Genomic DNA, 21,081 nt, shown 5'->3' with positions numbered 1-21,081 from the left:
AGATGATTATTACCTGGGACAATATCAGTGAAGTGAACCGACGCATTGAAGAACGGGATCTGGCCTATAAGGTGCATTTAAGTGATGCCTGCGGCGGACAGAGTATGTGGATTGAATCCATGGACAAAGCCAATCATTTTGAAAATCTGGATGACTTGAACGATTTAATCAAAGCTTATTTTTCCGAGATTCATGCCGATGTTGAGTTCAGTTGGGATAAAAAATCTTTTTGGTCAAAAGATCGTTCCCTGATATTTTAAATGGAAGGTTTTTTATCATAATTTAATGGGGTGGCCCATCCAAATAAGACACCATAAAAAAGGAGCTTTGCAGCCCCCTGTTTATGGTGTTGTTATTTTTTGATGTATTTATTGACCAGCCGATATGCGGTGGTCTGACTTAACCCCAGCGATTCGGCCATATCATTGATATTGTCGTAAATTTCATAATAATCTTCAATAATTCCCCGTTTATAATTTTCGACCAGGTCATCAAAAATGACCTGTCTTTTTTTGATTCCTTCATTGGCGAAAAAAGCGCCCAGTTGTTCGGGTAATTTATCAATGCCAATGACACTGCCAAGACTCATCACGGCCATCTGTTCCACCGCATTTTTTAGCTGCCTGACATTCCCCGGCCAGTCATATTGGATCAGGGATTCAATCACTGGATTGGAAAAAACTTTGTTCTGGCTGTATTTTTTATTATACTCTTTCAAATAATACTGGGCGATGGGGAAAATATCATCCCGGCGTTCCCGGAGTGAGGGAATGGTTTGGGTGATGCCGTTAATTCGCCAGTACAGGTCTTCGCGGAAGGTGTTTTTGGCCACCAGTTCGGCCAAATTTTTATTGGTGGCGGTAATGATCCGGGTATTGACCGTTTTTGATTCCAGTCCGCCCACCGAGGTGAAGCGTTGGTTTTCCAGAAAATCCAGCAGTTTGACCTGGATATTGGGAAGCAATTCGCCGATTTCATCTAAAAACAGGGTCCCATTATCGGCCATTTCCACCAGCCCCTTTTTTCCCTTGGGACTGGCACCGGTAAAGGCATAGGGGACATAGCCGAAGAGCTCGCTTTCAATGAGATTATCGGGGATCGAGGCGCAGTTAATCGAAACGAAGGGATTGGCTTTGCGGGGACTGCAATCATGAATAAACTTGGCAATCAGACTCTTACCAACCCCGCTTTCGCCTAACAAAAGAATGGGGATATCGGATTTGGCCGCTTTTTTCAGCTTGTGCAGGGTCTGATAAAGAATGTAACTGCGTCCGACAATGTTATTACTGGCCTTGGTGTGTTCTTCCCGGGAACCTTTTTTATCTTTAAGATCATCATCACTTGTTTCTTTTTCCGGATTCAGATAATCCAAGTCAAACTCCACAAAAGATTCCCGTTTCAAGGTATTATAAACCAGCATGACCAGTTCATGATCGGGATTATAGAGGGGGGTGGTAATAGTAATATGTTCTTCATCCGTAATCAGTGAGCGTTGCCGCGAGATGATGGTACGTTTTTTTTCCATGGCTGTAGCAGTGGAGGGCGGGGTCCAAAAACCCTGGAAGGAGGTTAGAAAATTAAGCTTCCACATTTTTTCGGCCGAAATTCCATGGTATTCCAGACAGGCCGGATTGGCATAAAGGACGTTACCATCTTTATCGGTCACGGTGACCTCAATAAAGCTGTTTTCCAGAATATCCAGAAAAAATTCACTGGAAAGAGTTTTTAAATAGTCTAAATATTCCTGACTGTGGTTAAATTCATTTGTTATCATTATTTTCCCTTTTCACATATTAGTGTGTTGTGTCGCTTAGTCATTTTTATTGCATGGCATTTTGATATGAATTACAAGTTATTAAGAAAAGCTAAATCGTTTTCATTAATAGAACTGATAATAAATCAAAATAGCCCGGGGCACAAGAGGAAAAAAAGGAATATTTCCAAAAGTGAAAAATAAAAAAGCTGTTTTCTCACATTTGGAAAGGATATTAGTGTTACGAATCTCATGAAAGGGCTATAAACTGAGTATATCATGTTGTAAGCACGTTGGCACGATTATTGCGATACATGTTATCAAGAATTAACATGACATCTCGTAAATATGATCGAAAGGAGAAAAACAAAGTGTAATCGTTTTGGCTACGAGAAAGAAAAACAGACGTCCATGAGATAGTGCCCCCGAAAAGCGGGGAATAGGACAATAAAGTGTTAGTTGTGAATTTCGCAATAATTAATTATAAGTACACGAAGGAGAAGAAAATGTTTAGATTTACAGCAGATCAATTTGTTTATGACATCAATGGGACCAAAATTGGTGGACAGCCGGGGGAATTTCCCACCGTTTTAATCGGCAGTATTTTTTATCGGGGACACAAGATAACTCAGGATTCTGAAAAAGGTTTGTTTGATCAGGACGCGGCCAAAGATTTATTGGACCGAGAAGCTGAACTATCAGCTGAAACCGGTAATCCCAGAATTGTGGATGTACTGGGTGACACCGAGGTTGCTCTAACCAAGCATGTCGAGTTTGTTTTAAAGAATACCACCTCGCCAATCCTGCTTGACAGTCCCAGCCCCGAGGTGAGAATTGAGACCTTGAAGCATTTCGCCAATGACCCGGAAGCAATGAGTCGCATCATTTATAACTCATTGGAAGAAAGCTGCACTGAGCACGAACTGGAAGTGATGAAAGCATGTGGCGTAAAAACGGCTGTTATTCTGGCCTTCAGTAAAAAGCATCTGCAACCGGCCAAACGGGTGAAACTTCTGGTTGGTGATGAAAAAAACGAAGGACTATTGACCAAGGCAAAAAGAGCTGGTGTTGAACAATTTTTGATTGATCCCGGGGTTCTGGATGTCGCCAGCAGTAGTTGGACCGCGATGGCGATCCGCGATATTAAAGAACAGCATGGCTTACCTGGTGGATGCGCCTCATCCAATGCCCTTTATTTATGGAAAAAAATGCGTTCCAAAGGCAGCCCCTATTTTGAAGCGGCCGGAGCCTCAGTATTTACCTTCCCCTTAACCCACGGTGCCGATTTTATTTTATACGGACCGATGGCCAACGCCGCCTGGGTCTATCAGGCTGCAGCCACTACCGATGCGATGATGTCATATTGCAATAAGATCACCGGCACAAAACTTGGCACCCTCGAAACACCACTGATGAAAATATTCTAAAAAATTCTAAAACAAAAATTAGAAGGAGGATTAAGTGTGATGGACGAAAAAAAAACAGTAAACAAAAGCAAGGATAACACAGTACTCTATGTTTCAGCGGGGATTGCATTAGTATTTGTTTTATTGAGCTTGATTTTTACTGAAGGAACAAACGCTGTTTTTAATCAGTTGTTTGCCCTGATTACGACGAATTTTGGTTGGCTGTATTTAGTTGCAGTTGGAATTTTTATTGTTTTTGCAATCGGTTTAGTAGTCAGCCCGTTTGGAAAAATCAGATTAGGAAAAGATGATGATAAACCGGAGTTTTCAAATTTCCAATGGTTTTCCATGTTATTTGGAGGCGGGATGGGAATCGGTCTGGTTTTCTGGTCAGTCTCCGAACCAATTATGCACTATTTGACACCGCCAATGGGCGAAGGTGGAACACAGGCAGCTCAGGAGCTGGCCATGCGGATCGTCTTCTTCCACTGGGGACTGCACCCATGGGTGATCTTTGCCATCGGTGGTTTAGGTCTGGCATACTTCCAGTTCAGAAAAGGCATGCCATTTTTGATCAGCTCGGCATTTTATCCATTAATTGGCGATAAGGTAAAGGGACCAATTGGGAAAACCATTGATATCCTGGCTGTTTTTGCCACCATTTTTGGAGTAGCAACCAGTCTTGGTTTGGGATCCACCCAGATCGCCACCGGACTGGAGTATATCTGGGGGATTGAAGCGACCCCAATGACCACGTCGATTATCATAGCAATTATTACGGTCATCTTTACGCTGGCAACCGTTTCGGGTTTGCATAAAGCGATGCAGATGGCGGCAGATATTAAAATCTGGTTATCAATCGCCTTTATGGTATTCATTTTTGTTTTCGGTGGAAGTGTTTTTATTTTGAATAATTTTACCAATTCATTGGGTACCTATTTACAAAACCTGATTGGACAAACCTTCTGGATGGGAAATATTGAGTGGGTCAATGGCTGGACGGTATTTTATTGGGCATGGTGGATTGCCTGGGCACCATTTGTTGGCCAATTTGTGGCTCGTGTATCAAAAGGCCGAACCATCCGTGAATTCATCATCGCCGTTTCACTGTTACCTTCCGGTTTTTCATTAATCTGGATTGCCATTTATGGCGGAGCAGCATTTAACCTGAATGCCATTTCTGGCGGAGCCATTGAAGCAGCCGTCGGGGCTGATTATACAACGGGACTTTATGCATTACTCCAACAGCTTCCAGCATACGGAATCACATCGATATTGGCGATCTTCCTGATTGTCGTCTGTTTTGTCGGGGCAGCCAATTCAGCAACCTACGTTCTGGCGATGTTGACTTCTGGCGGCGATATGGATCCGGACAAAAAACTGAGAGGCGGCTGGGGAATTGCTCAGGGTCTAATCACTATCGTATTGATTCTTGTTGGCGGAACATCGGCCTTAAAAGCCTTGCAGACCGCTTCAATCGTAGCAGCTTTCCCCTATATGCTGGTTATGCTGGTCATGTGCGTCAGTATTTTCAAAGCGCTGAAAGCAGATTATGCTGAAACCCAGCTATTGCTGAACAAAACAGGTCTTAATGATATTGGCAGCGGTCAGGAACCGGTTGCGGATATTCAGGAATAAAAATAAGTACAAAATTATAGAAAAAGAGGTATTTGAATATGTTACCAAAGTTTGATATTTTGACGGATGAACAAATTAATAAGATTCACAAAAACAGCTTGAAAATTCTCCAGGAAATAGGGGTTGAGTTCTCCTATGACCCGGCCATTGAAGTATTTAAAAAACATGGTCAACGGGTCGAAGGACATCGGGTCTTTTTAGATCCCGATTTTGTCGAAAACATGGTCGAAAAAGCACCGGCCCAATTTACTCTCCATGCCCGTAATCCCGAACACAATCTGGTTTGCGGCGGAGAAAATGTTATTTATATGCCAGGCTATGGCGCCCCCTTTGTTTACGATGCCGACGGTGGTAAACGGGATGCCACGATGGCTGACTATGACAACTTTGTCAAATTGGCCGGAGCCAGTAAAAATATTCATATGACTGGCGGTACTGTCGTCGAACCGACTGATGTTTCAGATGACATCCGTCATCTGAAAATGGCGTATAGTCATATTATTAATTCAGACAAATGTTTTATGGGCAGTTCTTCTGGTTATGAGTTCGCCAGGGATGCCATCGAACTGACAGCACTGCTTCACGGTGGCTTGGATGTGATCAAAGAAAAACCAGCGCTGATTTGTTTAATCAACTCGGTGACTCCGCTTAAATATGATGACCGGATGCTGGGGGGCTTGATGGCCTATGCCGAAGCTGGTCAACCAATGGTCATTGCCTCATTGGTAATGGCTGGCTCAACCGGACCGGCAACGATGGCTGGAGCCTTGTCGCTGCAGAATGCGGAAGTACTGGCAGGAATCACCCTGACTCAATGCATTAACCCGGGAACACCGGTGGTTTATGGCTCAACCTCAGCCGTAACTGATATGTCAACCGGGTCGTTATCGATCGGGAATCCTGAAAATGCCCTGTTTACTTCAGCCAGTGCGCAGTTTTCACGGTTCTATGGTGTGCCTTGTCGCGGCGGCGGTGGCTTAACCGATGCCAAAACTGTTGATGCCCAGGCCGGTTATGAATCGATGATGGTACTCTTTGCTGCCAGCACCACCGGCGTTAATTTTGTCCTCCATACCGCTGGGATTTTGCAGTATTACATGGCGATGTCCTATGAAAAATTTATGGTCGATGATGAAATCGCCGGGATGGTATTGCGTTATCTCAAAGGATTTGATACTGAGAGTGATGAAAAAATGGCCTATGATGTTATTGAAACTGTCGGACCGGGTGGTCACTTCCTGACTCAGAAACATACCCGTAAAAACTTCAAAACCGAATTCTACCGACCGGCCCTCAGTGACCGTCAATCCTTTGACGGATGGTCTAAAGATTCGCTGGATACCAATCAGCGGGCAAAACTGAAATGGCAGGAAGTACTGGCCAACTACACCCCACCAGAACTGGATCCGGCCGTCAAAGAAAAAATTGAAGCCTTTATTGAAAAACGTTCAAAAGAATTAATGAAATAGTAAAAATCAGCAAAAATAATATTAGAAAAAAAGGAGAAAATTATGAACCCAATATTTGAAGAAATTAAAGATGCAATTGTGGATGGTGATGAAGATTTAGCGATTGAGCTGGCCGAAAGAGTCGTAGCCGAAAAAATTGATCCGGTCCAGGCAGTACAGCTTGGCTTTATTAAAGGGATTGAAGAAGTTGGTGCAGCATGGACCAGTGGTGAAGCCTTTTTACCAGATGTTATGATGGCCGCCGATGCCATGAAAGCAGGGATGGACGTGCTGGAAGAAGTGCTGGCAGCTGGGGAAGGTGAAGGCGCTTATGAGGATAAGGGCAAGATCGTTCTGGGAACCGTTGAAGGCGATATTCATGATATCGGTAAAAATATTGTCGGCGCACTGTTAACTTCCGCCGGTTTTAAAGTCTATGATATCGGAATTGATCAAAAAGCTGAAGAATTTGTTGCTAAAGCGGATGAAGTCGGCGCAAAAATCATTGCTGCCAGCGCATTGCTGACGACAACCATGAAATCTCAGAAAGTATTGGTTGAGTATCTGGATGATAATAATCTCCGGGATAAATATAAGATTATCATTGGTGGTGGACCAACCAGTGCCAAATGGGGCGAGGATATCGGCGCTGATGGCTGGGCTGAAACAGCCGATGAAGCGGTAGAATTGTGTAAACAATTACTGGGGTAACAAAGATCTGACAATCTATGATACAATAAATTAACATCACAGCACAGGTGCCAAAATTTTCATAAAATTTTGGCGCCTTTCTGTAATAAAAGGAAGTGAATAAGATGGTATTCTACATATCAATTAGTCTGATTCTACTGTTTCTGATTTTTGGTTTTTTATTTCCCGAGCAACTGCTGGGGATTACCAGTCAGATGTTTGCATTTATCACGAATGATCTGGGATGGTTTTATCTGGTAACCGTTTTGGGCGTTCTAATCTTTTCGCTCTATCTGGCCTTTGGCAGGTTTGGGAAAATTCGCTTAGGCAATGACGATGATCGACCGGAATATTCTAATTTTTCCTGGTTTGCGATGTTGTTCAGTGCCNGGATGGGGATCGGGCTCGTTTTCTGGGGCGTTGCCGAACCCGTTTTTCATTATGCTCAGCCGCCAATGGGAATCGAACCCTTATCAACCCAGTCAGCCATGATGTCTTTTCGGTATGCCTTTTTACATTGGGGGTTTCATCCCTGGGCGATCTATGCCATTGTGGGATTAGCGCTGGCCTATGTCACCTTTCGGAAAAAAATGCCCTGTCTGATCAGTTCAACCCTCTATCCACTGCTGGGAGAGAAAACCAGAGGGCCAATTGGTCATGTAATCGATATTCTGGCACTGATTTTAACGGTTATCGGGGTGGCTACGTCCCTGGGGATGGGCGCCTTACAGGTAAACGGGGGGCTGAATACCTTGTTCAATATCCCCAATAATATCAGTACCCAGGTTATTATTATTGTTGTAATCACCGTTTTATTTTTAATCTCAGCAACAACTGGACTGGACAAAGGAATAAAAATTCTCAGCAACACTAATATCATTATTGCCGTGTTGCTTTTGCTGTTTGTCTTTTTATTTGGACCAACCGTCTTCATTATTGATACCTTTTTTGTGAGTCTCAGTGGTTATATCCAGAACATTCTACCCATGAGCCTGGCCTTATCACCCTTTGACAAAGATCCCTGGATTGGAACCTGGACTATTTTCTATTGGGCCTGGTGGTTATCCTGGGGACCATTTGTCGGTACTTTTATTGCCAGAATATCAAAAGGTCGGACGGTCAAAGAATTTATTCTGGGGGTAGTCATCCTGCCAGCTATCTTCTGCTGCATCTGGTTTACTATTTTTGGCGGAACGGCGTTATATTTCGAAATCTTTGAAGGTGTTGATATCGTCGCTCAGGTTACCAATGACGTAACCGTGGGATTATTTGCGACCCTGTCCTACTTGCCACTGGGGAAAATAATTTCACTTATGGCAACCATTTTGATCATCACATTTTTTGTCACCTCAGCCGATTCAGCAACCTTTGTCATCGGCATGTTTTCCAGAAATGGCGATCTGAATCCGGATAATAAAATAAAAATAATCTGGGGTGTAGTGCTGTCATTGATGGCGATTGTGCTGCTTTTTAGTGGCGGATTGGTGGCGATGAGAAATACCTCGATTATCATGGCCTTGCCATTTTTAATCATCATTATCATGATGTGTGTGGCAATCTACAAGGCATTTGCCAGCGAGAAAAGCAATTAGATTTTGTCCCAAAAACCGATCATGGGATCGGATGAGATATTCAAATAAAAGGGGAAGAAGGTAATTGGAAATGGAAGAAAGAAGTAAGCAGAAAAGAAAGTCGATTAAGGTAAAACTTTTGTTTGTACCACTCATCTGCGTGCTGGTGGGGGTCTTAATGATCGGGGCAATATCTTCGTATCTGACACGGGACAGTTTGCTGGCGGAGATGCGGGAAAATGGTTTTTCATCGTCCCAGCGCTTCGTCAATCGGATCGAAGATAATACCGAAGCCGTTAAAACGATGAATGAAATGCTGGAAACACAGATTCGTAGTGTCGGAAATATTATTTTTGCCAATCGCGATCGGGTTAGTAATGAGTATTTAACACAGTTATCTGAACAAACCGGGATAAATCCCATTTACCTCTATAATCCGGCCGGCACCATTACCAACGCCGCCTACGGTGAATATCTGGGCTGGACAGTACCAGCAGATCATCCGATCAATGAGTTTATGATCAGTGGGGCCCCGGAACTGATGGAAGAAATCCGGGCCGACAGCGAAACTGGTAAATTGTTTAAATACGGTTATATCCGCAGCAACACCGGCGAATTTGTTCAGGCCGGGGTATCAGCGGATCGGGTCCTGGAATTGACGGAAAAATTCGGCTATCAGGCTCTGATTGATGAATTGGTATCCGATGAAAACATTGTCTCGGCCAGTTTTATTGACAAAGATCTGGTTGGCGTGGCCGACAGCAACAAGGACAATATTGACAAAAGCTATCAGGACGATGAGACCATAAAAAAAGTCGCTCTTGATGGCGAAATGGTAGCTCAAGAATTATTTGATGAAGTGGCAAATGCCAACGTCTATAATGTGGTTTATCCAGTTGTCATCAATGGGGAACTTCAAGGGGCTTTGAATATTGGTTACTCGATGAGTAGTGTGCAAGCGGCAATCACAAAAAATATTCTGCTGATTGCGCTGGCGGGATTATTCGTCTTTTTGGCCCTGGGATTGATTTTATACAAGCTTTCGGCTTCCATTACTAAACCAATTGCCAGTGTTAACCATATGATCAAAGAAATGGGCAAAGGGCATCTGGGAATTCGTCTGAATCTGGAATCAGAGGATGAAATTGGTGAAATGGCGATGACCATGGATGAGTTTGCCGATGATCTTCAGAATGTGGTAATCGGCACCATGAATCAGATCTCGGCGGGAGATGTATCTGCCGATCTGGAAGAAAAAGACGATCTGGATGAAATCACCCCAGCCCTGAAACAAACCATTAAAACGATTCGCGAGCTGATCGTTGAAGCAACCCGATTGTCCCAGGCGGCCGTGGCGGGAAAACTGGAAACCAGAGGCAATGTCGAAGCATTTGCCGGAGGCTTTCGGGATATTGTTGAAGGGGTGAATGCCACCCTGGATGCGGTGGTTGGACCATTAAACATTGCCGCTGAATATGTAAACCGAATTGGTCAGGGCGAAATTCCTGAAAAGATTAACAAGTCTTACCAAGGCGATTTTGATAAGCTGAAACAAAGTATCAATGCCTGTATTGAGGGGCTGGGGGCGCTACAGGAAGGCAACCGGATCTTGGGATTAATGAGCCAGAATGACCTCAGTCAAAAAATTGAGAATCAATATCTGGGAATTTATGGTGAAATCGGAAATGGAATCAATGCCGTTCACGATCAGCTGGTTCGAATTGTTAAGATTGCCAACCATATTGAGGCAGGTGAACTCAGTGATTTACAGCAACTGAAAGCCATCGGTAAACGAAGTGATAATGACACCCTGATACCCAGCCTGATCGGAATGATGGAAAATATTGTATTGCTGGTGGCAGAAACCCAAAAAATGACCGTCACTGCCGTTAAGGGGGATCTGAGTTTCAGAGGGGACCAGACAAAGTTCTCCGGTGAGTACGAAAAAGTTATTGCCGGTTTTAACCAGACCCTGGATGCCGTGATTCATCCTATTAATGAGGCCTCCGAAACGCTCAAAGAATTGGCGGCGGGAAATCTCAATACTCAAATGGATGGCGATTATCAGGGCGACCATGCCATCATTAAAGAAGCGATGAATCAGACCATCGCGAATCTGAAACGTTATGTCGACGAGATTGCCATTACCCTGGAAGAAATGAGTCGGGGAAATCTGGATCAGGAGATCACCTCCACCTATTCCGGAGATTTCCTGATTATTAAGGAAGCCCTTAATGGTATCAGTGCCAGTTTGAGTACCACCATGTCAGATATTGATGTGGCCGCCGCCCAGGTGGAGATTGGGGCCAGACAGATTTCTGATGGTGGTCAGGCGCTGGCTCAGGGAACCACTGAACAGGCCAGCTCAATTCAGGAACTCACTGCCTCCATTGAAGAAGTGGCCGGTGAAACCAAACAGAATGCCAGCCGGGCCAATGATGCCAACGAACTGACAGTCAGAGTCCGGAAAAATGCCGAAGTGGGCAATGGCCAGATGGCAAAAATGATTTCGGCCATGGGTGATATTGATGAATCATCCCATAATATTTCAAAAATCATCAAGGTCATCGATGATATTGCCTTCCAGACCAATATTTTGGCCCTCAATGCGGCGGTGGAAGCGGCTCGGGCTGGGCAACATGGCAAAGGGTTTGCTGTAGTTGCCGAAGAAGTCAGAACCCTGGCAGCTCGAAGTGCCGAAGCCGCCAAGGAAACCACCGGACTGATTGAAGGTTCGATGGGACGCGTTGAGGTTGGAACAAAGATTGCCGACGAAACGGCGGAAAGCCTGAAAGAAATATTAAATGAAATTGAGAAGGTAACCAGTCTGGTGGGCAATATTGCCCGGGCGTCCACTGATCAGGCTTCAGAAATTGCCCAGATCACTCAGGGGATTGAACAGGTTTCTCAAGTGGTCCAGACCAATTCAGCGACAGCCGAAGAAAGTGCGGCCGCCAGTGAAGAATTAACCGGCCAGGCCGAAATGCTGAAGGCAATGGTTGGGGCCTTTAAACTAAAGGATCAATCCCAGCGCAAAAAAGAAAACACCGTTAGTATGAATGATAGCATCAAAGCGGAATCAATCCGACCCCAGATCATTCTGGATGAGATGGACATGGATAAGTATTAAATAGCTGAAGTTAGTAATGACAAAAACTAAAGCTTAAACAGTTGTTTGGAATTGCTGCCCAACGATTTTATCAGAAATAATTTAATAGATTAAAAACTGCGACCGGCACTTTAAGTGCTGGTCGCAGTTTTTTTAGGCGGTATAAAAATAAATTGGCGTTGCTCTTATAATTTAGCCAGTAAATCCTGCTTTTTCTGGTTGAATTCTTCTTCACTGATGATGCCCTTTTCTTTCAAACCAGCCAATTTTTCGATCATCGCAATGGGATCCTCCGGGGCCGGCTCGGTGGGTGGCTGTGAGGGGGCCGGATTCGAAGCTGTCGAGGAAGCTCCTTCCGGTTTGTGGGCATTATAAGTCTCGATAACCTGCTCGGCTTCTCGGGCATAGAGGATGCTGATGGTTTCGATGGTATCCACTGTTTTTATCTCCAGATCATTGGGGTTCATCCCCAGGGTCAGGGACAAGTCCAGAAATGAAACCGTACTGGCTTGGGTCGACATGGACAAAATCTGATCGTAGGGGAAACTCTTTTTAGTGCTCAAATCCCGGTCGTAGAGGACGATTTTATTGCTGGTACAAGTGATGAATTTTTTAGAGACCAGACTACCCAGTCCCCAGGCGAAGTAGACCAGTTTTTCATCAGGCTCCAGAAAGCTTTTGACAATCTCCAAGGTGGTGGGATCCAGCTTGGTAGCAATGAAGGCATCGACCTGGTCAGCAGTGATAACAAAATCATTATTGCTCAGCCGCCAGAGATACTCAGTTAAGGTGACGATGTCGATGGTTTTGACCTCTTCGACTGGGGTGGTGATCAGTGGGATGCCGTTAACAAGGAGGGTACAGTGATCAGCTTCCTTATTGATGGCGATGGAAAAAAGCTTTTCACTGGGAATCGCGTCGACTGCAAAAAATGACAGGTTCTCGGGAAACTGAATTTTAAAATAAAGGTTACTGGTGGTCAGCAGCAGGATTTGACCTTTGGAATCTTTGAATTGAAACAAGAACTTTTCTTGCATAGTGTAGGTCGGAAAGGTTTTTAAAATATTTTTTAAGACCTTTTCTTCATAGGGGTGCATGTCGATTTTGGTCGCCGTCGGGCTGTTGGCAGGCAACAAGAGTTTCGCACAGAAATTTTTTGTAAACCCGATAACCTCGTCATCCCCGGCGTTGATCAGGCGGCTGGCAGGGGCCTCAGTGGGATTAAGAAGCTGCTCCACCAGGGTATCGGTATAAGTTTTGATGCGCTGGTTCATTTCTGCTCGCAACCGTTCCTGTTCTTCTTTTTTTAAGGCTATTTCTGTTTGAATGGAATCAATACTTTCCTTGGCCAGATCGGTAACATCTTTAAATAGATCTTTTAATCCCATGATTGGTCTCCTTTTTCGTTGAATATGTTACTGTCATTTTACATAAGGATGAGGAAAATAGCAAATTAAAACAGCCTTCTGAACTTTTCTTTAAGATAAATTCAGAAGGCTGATGAAGTAATTATTTAGTTAATGATAGTTAGCCTTTTAAAATAGAAAGGGCTTCTTCACGACCACATTCCATCAGGTAAGGAATTCTGGTAACTTTGGCACATTCTTCCGTTAAGGACATCAGTTCGTTGCGGGTGATGCTGTCCGTGTTGAAGCATCGGGCACCGGCCATTAACTGCTGTAAGCCAACGCGGATTTTGTCAGAGTAGCTGTAGATCCCGATGGCGCCCAAAGGAATATTTTTAATTTCTTTAGCACCGACGATATCTTTGACCGCTTCGTAGCAGACAAAAATTTCTTCAGGCGTAGAGCCGAATTCGCTGACTGTTTTGGGCAGGTTGTTGGCTTTCATCCATTGATCGATATTTTTACCAACCATCCCAGGAATCATCAGGGCCCGGCCCATACAAACGGCTTTAACGTAAGGGGCTCCAAGCGCCAAGGCTTTAAAAACACCGTCTTCACTGCTGAATCCGCCGGCAAAAGCCAGATCAGGAACGCGTTCGCCCTGGGCTTCCAGGATTTGAGCAAATTCAACGGCGGCTGAATGCAGGTAAATTGAAGGCATACCCCATTCTTCCATCATTCGCCAAGGACTCATCCCGGTTCCGCCGGGGGCGCCATCAATGGTTAACAGGTCGATTTTAGCTTTTGAACACCATTTCATGGCCATCGCCAGTTCTCTTAAACCATAGGCCCCGGTTTTTAAGGTGATCCGTTTATAACCTAAGGCTCTTAAGCGCTCAACTTCAGCCATAAAGCCTTCTTCACTGATAAAGCCTAGACGGCTGTGTCGTTCAAATTCTTTGATGGCGCCGTCATTAAAGGCTGCCTGAATAACGGGATCCATCGGATCGGGGGTGACAATGTAACCACGTCGCTGCAGTTCCATCGCGCGTTCGATTGTGTTAACCTTGATTTCGCCGCCGATACATTTGGCGCCCTGACCCCATTTCAATTCAATGGTTTCAATATTGTGCTTATTGATGATATATTCGGCAACGCCTAGGCGGGTATCTTCAACATTCATCTGAATCAGGATTTCACCTTTACCGGTATGATATTTTTTATAGGCTTCAATACGGCGGTCCATATCAGGCGCTTCAATAACCATGTTGTTTTTATCCAAAACCAGACGTGGATCAATCCCACAGACATTTTCGCCACAAACAATCGTAACGCCGGAAATAGCGGCACCAACAGCGAAATGATCCCAGTTTTTTCGGGCGATTTCGGTGGAACCCAAAGCGCCAGTAAAAATCGGAACATTCATGGCTACTTTGCTATCCCAACCGTAGGCACATTCAGTGCTGACATTTGGAAACCGGGCATTGTCAGGAGTTCCTACTTCGCCGTTAGGTAAACCTTTGGCACCCAGGGCATAGCCCTGAATATTCAAATGCGAATAATCGACGGGATAATCTTTATCACCACCGGCGGTTACATCACCGAAGGGACCTGGATAAATCAGTTCCCGGCCTCTGAAAGTGGCCTTGAAAACTTCGCAATTGCCCCGACATCCATCCACACAGCGTGAACAGAGTCCTGAGCAGGGTACAATACTTTTGGAACGGTTGAAGGTTTCTGTGGCATCGTTGCCATTTGGTCTTTGAAGATTCATTAATTTTCCCCCTTGAAAATTAGTTTTGATGATTATCACCCAGCAAGCATACGTCAGCGCTTATTTTCGCCATTGAAAACAAGCATATCCTTGTGAACTGATAAAAAAACTTACTTTACCATTATAAATCAAACAGGAATAAAGTCAATAGATCTAACATTATTACGAATGATAACGCAAACAATTGAAGTAATTTACCGATTTTATTGGAGCGTGTGAAAGATAAACGAAACCGAGCTGCAATGTGGTGTAACGTTCACATCGATAGCTCGGCTTTGTTGTAAGTCGGTTTGGGTGTTATCTAAATATAGACTTTTTCATTAATAATTTCAGTATTGAGGACGATGCTTAAATTTCCGTTTCGGCATCGTAATTTATCGATGAATTCCTTTTGATTCACATCGTTTTTCAGGCGGATACAATAGATGATTTCGAAAAGGGCACCAAAGTCGCTGGTTTTAACCCGCTGAATTTTGTGACTGATGGTATATTGTTTTAAAATATCATCAAAACAGCTCTGGAAATCAGTATCTTCCGGAATGGTGATTTTTAGCTCCATGTTTTTAATCTTGGGTTGGCCGTATTTAGTGACGTTCAGGAGCACCATCACGGTACAGAGAATAACCGCAAAGACGGCACCGTAGAAGATGTAGCCCATGCCGCAGGCGAGACCCACCGCCAGGGTAAAGAACACATAGGAGATGTCAATGGGATCCCCAGGCGCACTTCTGAAGCGGATCAGGCTGAATGCGCCGGCCAGACTGAAGGCCCGGGCAACGTTGTTGCCGACTAACAGAATGATGATGGCAATAATCGCTGGCAGCATGATCAGGGTGACCACGAACCCGGGGGAATATCCGTCTTTACCCCGGGTTCGGGTGTAGACGAAACTGACAAACAAACCCATGATCAGGGAGGCAAATATAACACTCAAGGCCGTTTGGATGGTCAGGGTTTCGGTGAGGGTAGTTGAAAAGAGTGATTCTATCATTGGTAAGCTCCTTTAGTTATTAACACAGGGTGTCAATGGGTTATTGATATTTGTATTGGTGTAAATCGGTAGGCTGATCAGTTTGCCGATACTTTGCTGGCGGTAATCTTTATAGGCTTTTCCGTATTTTGAAAAACTGCTGCTGTATATTTCCAGTTCAGACAGGGCGTGGGTCAGCCATAGTGGAATCGCCCCCAGAATTTTAACCTCCATTAAATATTGATCCGCAGGGATCAGGAAATGTCCAAAATCACCTTTGTCCAGGGACAGACTATGCTGCCGGCTTTTCAGATTGTAATCAAAGGTAACCCGGAGTTCGGGGTCGTCTTTTCCGACAAAGGCGATCCGTTCATAGCCAATGTAGGTTTTAGGGGTCACCGGGTGGTTCTTTAAGAAGAATTCAATTTCTTCCAGCACCAGCTGATTCATGGTGTTGATTTCCTGAGGGTATTCCAGTTTTGAAATAAAACGGGATGCTTCAATGAGACTGAGGGTGGCTCGGCGCTTGTTGACAACACCGCCGATTTTCTTTTTCAGTTCCAGAAAAACCTGATCATCGGGAGCGGTGGGGATGGCATAGCTTCGTAAACGGAGCTTTTCTTTGTAATAGGGTTTGGAAAGGGAATGGCGGATGATATCGTAGTTGTCGGTATCATAATAGATATTGTAAATCGAATAACCGTCATTTTTGGATGTGTAGGCATCAGGTTTCATCTGGGTCAACAGCACCGGCATCAGTTGATTGAGTTGGCTTTCATTTAACTGATATTTATTTTCAAAGCGTTTAAAAGTTTTTGTGATCATTGGTAGTACCTCCATCAAGTTTTGTGTTTTTGTTTTATATCGCTGCTTTTCTAAAGTATACTCGACCAGTTTGTTAAGCGTTTGTTAACTTTGTGTTTTTTGTGTGAACGTTCTGAAAATAATAAAAGATGCACCCGGGGGTGCATCTTTTATTTGAAGGTATTTAAATTTTCAAAGTAAACCAGAAAACCGAGCCTTCATTAATTTGTGAGGTGACGCCATAATCACCGTGGTGCATATCGAGAATGGATTTGACGATGGATAGACCCAGGCCGGTGCCGGTGACTGCCCGTTTATGGGTTTTATCGACCTTATAATAGCGATCCCAGATATAGGGAAGGTCTTCTTCGGCGATCCCTTCACCGGAATCGGCCACTGCTATTTTAACCCAGTCGGCCAGGTCATCGGCCGGGTTTGGGAAAATGGTTTGGGTGACGGTGATTTTTTTATCCTCTCCGGTATAGTTGATGGCATTGGTCAACAGGTTGTAAAAGGCCTGGGAAATCCGGGTTTCATCGGCCGCCAGGGTAACATCCCGGTCAGCAATAAAATCAATCTGATAGCCATCCATTTCCATCAGTTTATTCATCCGGTTAATCGAGTCGCCCAGGCTGGCGGTTAAGTCATAGGGCTGGCGATGGATACTGATATTGCCGGTTTGCAGCTTGGAAATGTCCATGACATCATTGACCAGGGTGGTTAATCGTTTGGTTTCATCGACAATAATCTGGGCATTTTCGGAATTGTTTTCATCCGGCAAATCCCGCATCGCTTCAGCATAGCCGCTAATCAAAGTTAACGGGGTGCGTAAATCATGAGAGATATTGGCAATTAATTCCTGACGCAGCAATTCAACTTTGGAAAGCTCTTTGGCAGTGTAGTTAAGGGTATCGGAGAGCTCGGCAATTTCTTTATAACCAGTGCCTTTAAACTGCGTGGAATAGTCGCCGGTGGCCAGCATTTTGGCGCTGTTGTTAATGGCTTCGATTGGTCGGGAGATCCATTTGGCAATGACCAGGGCCAGGATAACCGAAAACAGAATCATAAATGCAGTAATATAATAAAGTTGGACCCGCAGGGTATTTACCGTGGCATTCACCGGAGAAATCATTGAGTTAAGCACTAGGGTTAGTTCCTCATCGTTAGCATTGACGATGGTTTTAGAGTAAATAAGGGTATCCTTTTCTTTCTCTTTTTCCTCTGAAGGTGGTTTCTCCTGAACTTGCGTGTTGTCAGTTTCAAGGTCATTGGAATCAGGTACAAGTTCCGGTTCTGTTTCTCTGGTGTAACCATCATGATTATAGTACTGAAACAGTTCGCCGTCGTTGTTGGTCACCGCTGAGGGCAGGGCTTTTTCATCAAAGTCTGGTTTGCTGTGGATGATGCAGCCTTTGACAACATGAGAAGAATAAATGGTTTCACCAGAACTTGATAAAACCTTGATACAGATATCGTTATTTTCAGAAACAGTGGAAATGATGGTCTCAATGCTTTCCTCATTAATGCTCTTTTCAATGGTGTTGGCCGTCGCTTTGATTTCATTGATTTTGATACCTTTATAAAAACTGTTTAAAAAAATCACCTGAAAAAACCAGAGCAGCATCAGCAATACGCCGCAAAAGCCCAGTAGAAAAAGAAATATCTTCCATTTGATGCTGATTTGCTGGGATTTGTTTTTTTTCTGAGATGATAGCTTGTTTTTTTTCAATGGTCTAACCTTCAAACCGGTAGCCCACGCCCCGGAGGGTAGTGATCAGCCCGGCATATTCCCCGAGGCTTTTGCGGAGTAATTTGATGTGGGTATCCAGGGTCCGGTCATCCCCATAGAAATCATAGCCCCAAACCTCAGTGATCAGTTTTTCCCGGGTCAAGGCGATATTTTTGTTTCGGATCATATAAAAAATCAGGTCAAATTCTTTTGGCGACATCTCAATGTTTTCGTCATCGATGAGGATTCTTCTGGCCGTAAAGTCGGCGGTCAGACCATCCTTTTGAAAGATATCATGATCCTGGGGCTGATCCCGGGCGGCCCGCTTCATAATCGCATCAATGCGCATCATCAATTCTTTGGGTGAAAAGGGCTTCACTACATAATCGTCAATGCCCAGTTCAAAGCCATGAATCTTGTCATATTCTTCACCCCGAGCCGAGAGCATTAACACCGGAATGTTTTGGGTTTTTCGAATTTCTTTGACGGCAGAAAAACCATCCAGCTCGGGCATCATGATATCCATAATAATAATGTCGAAAGCTTCTTTACGACACAGCTCTACAGCTTCCATCCCGTTTGAGGCTTCAACTGCCGTATGGCCTTCGAAAATTGCATATTTTTTTATCAGTGCTCTGATTTTTTCTTCATCATCAGTTATTAATATCTTATACATCCACTTCACCTCTTTTTCTCATTATAATATAAATAGGATAATATTGCTAAGTGTTTATTACGTGAACAGGCGCTGATTAATGGCTGAAAAATTTTAAAAATTAATTAGAATCTATGTGACATCATCACAGAAAAAAATCGGGAAAGGCGGTAAACTATAAACATAATCACGAAGAGTTAAAATTTACACCAATAAATGATTTAAAGGAAGGTATTATTATGTTAAACTTATTATCAAGAAAATCAGAATCTAAAAATTCGGTAAAAAGAATATCCCCAGATGAGGCGAAAAAACGATTGGATGCCAATGAACCGATTGTACTCCTCGATGTCAGAGAAAAAGCTGAGTATGCCAATCAGCATATTCCAAATAGCATCAATCTGCCACTCAGTAATATTCTGGCGGTGGGCGAAATCTTGCCGGATAAAAATGCCACTATCTTTGTTTATTGCCTAAGTGGAGGCAGATCCCAAAGTGCCGCCAGCCAGATGGTCAAGATGGGATATCAGAACATTTATAATCTTGGCGGCATCAGCGGTTGGAAATATGGAACCGTCAGTGGCAGTCATTAAAAACTAGAAAATTTGAGGTGGGTATGGGAGATCAAACGATTCATGCATTAACCAGAAAGATATTTTTAAAAATTACTCCGCCGGGAAACGGTGATATTATCGGCGACCAGGAACGCATTCTGAACGCATTGACCCAGGAATATGGGGCGGTGCGTTTTTCTCGTCATTTGCTGAAAAAAGTATACCCCCTATGCCGGGAGGCCAATTGGGAGATTAGTCTGACTCTGGTAAAAAACGGCCCAACCTGGGAGCTGGTGGAACTGGAACCCGGAGACCAGCGACATCGTCATTTTGGCGTAGCGGTGGATTTAGGCAGTACCTCAGTGGCCATGAAGATGGTGGATCTGAATACTGGCAGGGTATTGGGCGAAGAAAGTCTCTTAAACGATCAGATCCAGTATGGCGATGATATTCTCAGTCGCATCTTTTATGCCAAAAATAAATCCGAGCATCTTATCGCGGTGCAGCAAGCAACGGTCAGCACCTTAAATGCGCTGCTCCATCGCCTGGAAGAGGCAACCGGGATCAATGCGGAGGAATCTTGCATAATGGTTGTTTCCGGTAATACCACGATGATCCACTTTTTATTGGGAATTGATCCCTGGCCAATCTTTGAGTATCCTTTTGCGCCGGTGTTTAATCATACTGGTTATCTGGAGGCCCGGGATCTCGGTCTCATTACCAGTGGCTATCTTTATTGCATGCCTTCGGTGGCCAACTACTTAGGCGGCGATACCGTCAGCGGGTTGCTGGTGGCCGGCCTTCATGAAAAAGATGAATTGGGTCTATTTATCGATATTGGCACCAATGGCGAAATGGTATTAGGAAATAAGAGTTTTCTGGTGGCCGGAGCCGGAGCGGCCGGACCGGCACTGGAAGGCGGCATCAGTAAAAATGGGATGAAGGCCACTGCGGGTGCCGTAGACTCAGTCATCATCACCAAAGATGAACTCAAGCTGACGACCATCGGCGGTCATCGGCCTCTGGGTATTTGCGGATCCGGAATTGTCGATTTGATTGCTCAGATGCTGTTAAGTGGCTGGATTGATTTTTCCGGCCGCTTTAATCCCGAGAAATCCCCGCGGATCGTTATTCGTGAGGGGGAATATGGTGTTCAATACGCCAGCCGGGATGAATCCGGCAATGGCGAAGAGCTGCTTTTTACCCAGCGCGATATGAGCCAGTTCATCGACACCAAAGCCGCCGCCAGTACCATGGTTGCCTATCTGCTGGAACGGCTGGGCGTGGAGCCACTGGACGTCGATCGATTGTACATTTCCGGAGCCTTTGGGACTTACATCAATCTGGAATCGGCGATTACCATTGGCCTTTATCCTGATTTACCGAGAGAACGTTTTGTTTCGTTGGGAAACAGTTCGCTAAAGGGGGCCTATGCGCTGTTAACCAATAGCGAGAAAATGGAACAGGTGGAGATATTGCAGGAACGGATTGAATACCTTGAGTTCGGCGCGGCAACCGATTTTATCTCGCGGATGTATGCTGCCCGGTTTCTGCCCCATACGGACTTCGATCTCTATCCCACCGTTAAGGCGGCGCTTAAAAAACAGGGACGTTTGCGATAGTCGGTAAACAAA

General features: G+C 44.4%; 16 protein-coding genes. 9 read left to right on the top strand and 7 right to left on the bottom strand.

What is annotated here, in order from left to right:
- Nucleotides 1-2 precede the first annotated feature (2 nt).
- Nucleotides 3-260, top strand: a complete 258-nt coding sequence (locus A3KS_RS0111505; protein WP_026395046.1) for an RDAC family protein — start codon at nucleotides 3-5, stop codon at nucleotides 258-260.
- A gap of 92 nt (nucleotides 261-352) precedes the next feature.
- Here A3KS_RS0111505 and A3KS_RS0111500 read toward each other — a convergent pair whose 3' ends face one another.
- Entirely contained in the window at nucleotides 353-1,774 is a 1,422-nt protein-coding gene (locus A3KS_RS0111500; RefSeq protein ID WP_026395045.1) for a sigma-54 interaction domain-containing protein, read from the bottom strand.
- Between the two features lie 485 nt (nucleotides 1,775-2,259).
- Between A3KS_RS0111500 and mtgA the strand changes: the two genes are divergently transcribed.
- The 6 genes from mtgA (at nucleotide 2,260) to A3KS_RS22625 (ending at nucleotide 11,636) form a co-directional block, all read left to right on the top strand.
- Nucleotides 2,260-3,180, top strand: coding sequence for a [methyl-Co(III) glycine betaine-specific corrinoid protein]--tetrahydrofolate methyltransferase MtgA (gene mtgA, locus A3KS_RS0111495; RefSeq protein ID WP_026395044.1), 921 nt, complete (start codon nucleotides 2,260-2,262; stop codon nucleotides 3,178-3,180).
- Nucleotides 3,181-3,219: 39 nt separating this feature from the next.
- Entirely contained in the window at nucleotides 3,220-4,797 is a 1,578-nt protein-coding gene (locus A3KS_RS0111490; protein ID WP_026395043.1) for a glycine betaine uptake BCCT transporter, read from the top strand.
- 38 nt (nucleotides 4,798-4,835) lie between these two features.
- Nucleotides 4,836-6,266, top strand: coding sequence for a glycine betaine--corrinoid protein methyltransferase (mtgB, locus tag A3KS_RS0111485; RefSeq protein WP_026395042.1), 1,431 nt, complete (start codon nucleotides 4,836-4,838; stop codon nucleotides 6,264-6,266).
- A gap of 42 nt (nucleotides 6,267-6,308) precedes the next feature.
- Nucleotides 6,309-6,956, top strand: coding sequence for a glycine betaine-specific corrinoid protein MtgC (gene mtgC / locus A3KS_RS0111480; RefSeq protein ID WP_026395041.1), 648 nt, complete (start codon nucleotides 6,309-6,311; stop codon nucleotides 6,954-6,956).
- Nucleotides 6,957-7,060: 104 nt separating this feature from the next.
- Entirely contained in the window at nucleotides 7,061-8,527 is a 1,467-nt protein-coding gene (locus tag A3KS_RS21025) for a glycine betaine uptake BCCT transporter (RefSeq protein WP_035356080.1), read from the top strand.
- A gap of 70 nt (nucleotides 8,528-8,597) precedes the next feature.
- Entirely contained in the window at nucleotides 8,598-11,636 is a 3,039-nt protein-coding gene (locus tag A3KS_RS22625) for a methyl-accepting chemotaxis protein (protein WP_051355830.1), read from the top strand.
- A gap of 164 nt (nucleotides 11,637-11,800) precedes the next feature.
- On the opposite strand, the gene A3KS_RS23915 is transcribed toward A3KS_RS22625, so the two are convergent.
- From A3KS_RS23915 to A3KS_RS0111440, 6 genes are all read right to left on the bottom strand, one after another.
- Entirely contained in the window at nucleotides 11,801-13,003 is a 1,203-nt protein-coding gene (locus A3KS_RS23915) for an SHOCT domain-containing protein (RefSeq protein WP_035356078.1), read from the bottom strand.
- A gap of 139 nt (nucleotides 13,004-13,142) precedes the next feature.
- Nucleotides 13,143-14,735, bottom strand: a complete 1,593-nt coding sequence (locus A3KS_RS0111460) for an FMN-binding glutamate synthase family protein (protein WP_026395040.1) — start codon at nucleotides 14,733-14,735, stop codon at nucleotides 13,143-13,145.
- 301 nt (nucleotides 14,736-15,036) lie between these two features.
- On the bottom strand, nucleotides 15,037-15,726 hold the full coding sequence (locus A3KS_RS0111455; RefSeq protein WP_026395039.1) for a DUF4956 domain-containing protein: 690 nt from the start codon (nucleotides 15,724-15,726) through the stop codon (nucleotides 15,037-15,039).
- Nucleotides 15,727-15,738: 12 nt separating this feature from the next.
- Nucleotides 15,739-16,530, bottom strand: coding sequence for a polyphosphate polymerase domain-containing protein (locus tag A3KS_RS21010; RefSeq protein ID WP_051355829.1), 792 nt, complete (start codon nucleotides 16,528-16,530; stop codon nucleotides 15,739-15,741).
- Between the two features lie 163 nt (nucleotides 16,531-16,693).
- On the bottom strand, nucleotides 16,694-18,238 hold the full coding sequence (locus tag A3KS_RS0111445) for a sensor histidine kinase (RefSeq protein WP_051355828.1): 1,545 nt from the start codon (nucleotides 18,236-18,238) through the stop codon (nucleotides 16,694-16,696).
- Between the two features lie 4 nt (nucleotides 18,239-18,242).
- Nucleotides 18,243-18,914 carry a response regulator transcription factor gene (locus A3KS_RS0111440; RefSeq protein ID WP_026395037.1) on the bottom strand — a complete coding sequence of 224 codons (672 nt, stop codon included), beginning with the start codon at nucleotides 18,912-18,914 and terminating at the stop codon, nucleotides 18,243-18,245.
- Nucleotides 18,915-19,132: 218 nt separating this feature from the next.
- Between A3KS_RS0111440 and A3KS_RS0111435 the strand changes: the two genes are divergently transcribed.
- On the top strand, nucleotides 19,133-19,486 hold the full coding sequence (locus A3KS_RS0111435) for a rhodanese-like domain-containing protein (protein ID WP_026395036.1): 354 nt from the start codon (nucleotides 19,133-19,135) through the stop codon (nucleotides 19,484-19,486).
- Nucleotides 19,487-19,509: 23 nt separating this feature from the next.
- Nucleotides 19,510-21,069, top strand: a complete 1,560-nt coding sequence (locus A3KS_RS0111430; RefSeq protein WP_026395035.1) for an ASKHA domain-containing protein — start codon at nucleotides 19,510-19,512, stop codon at nucleotides 21,067-21,069.
- Nucleotides 21,070-21,081: the final 12 nt, after the last annotated feature.

Source organism: Acetobacterium malicum subsp. dehalogenans DSM 11527, assembly GCF_000472665.1.
Taxonomy (GTDB): domain Bacteria; phylum Bacillota; class Clostridia; order Eubacteriales; family Eubacteriaceae; genus Acetobacterium; species Acetobacterium malicum.
The sequence above is the reverse complement of the archived record's forward strand: the minus strand, read 5'-3'. Positions and strand labels throughout refer to the sequence as shown.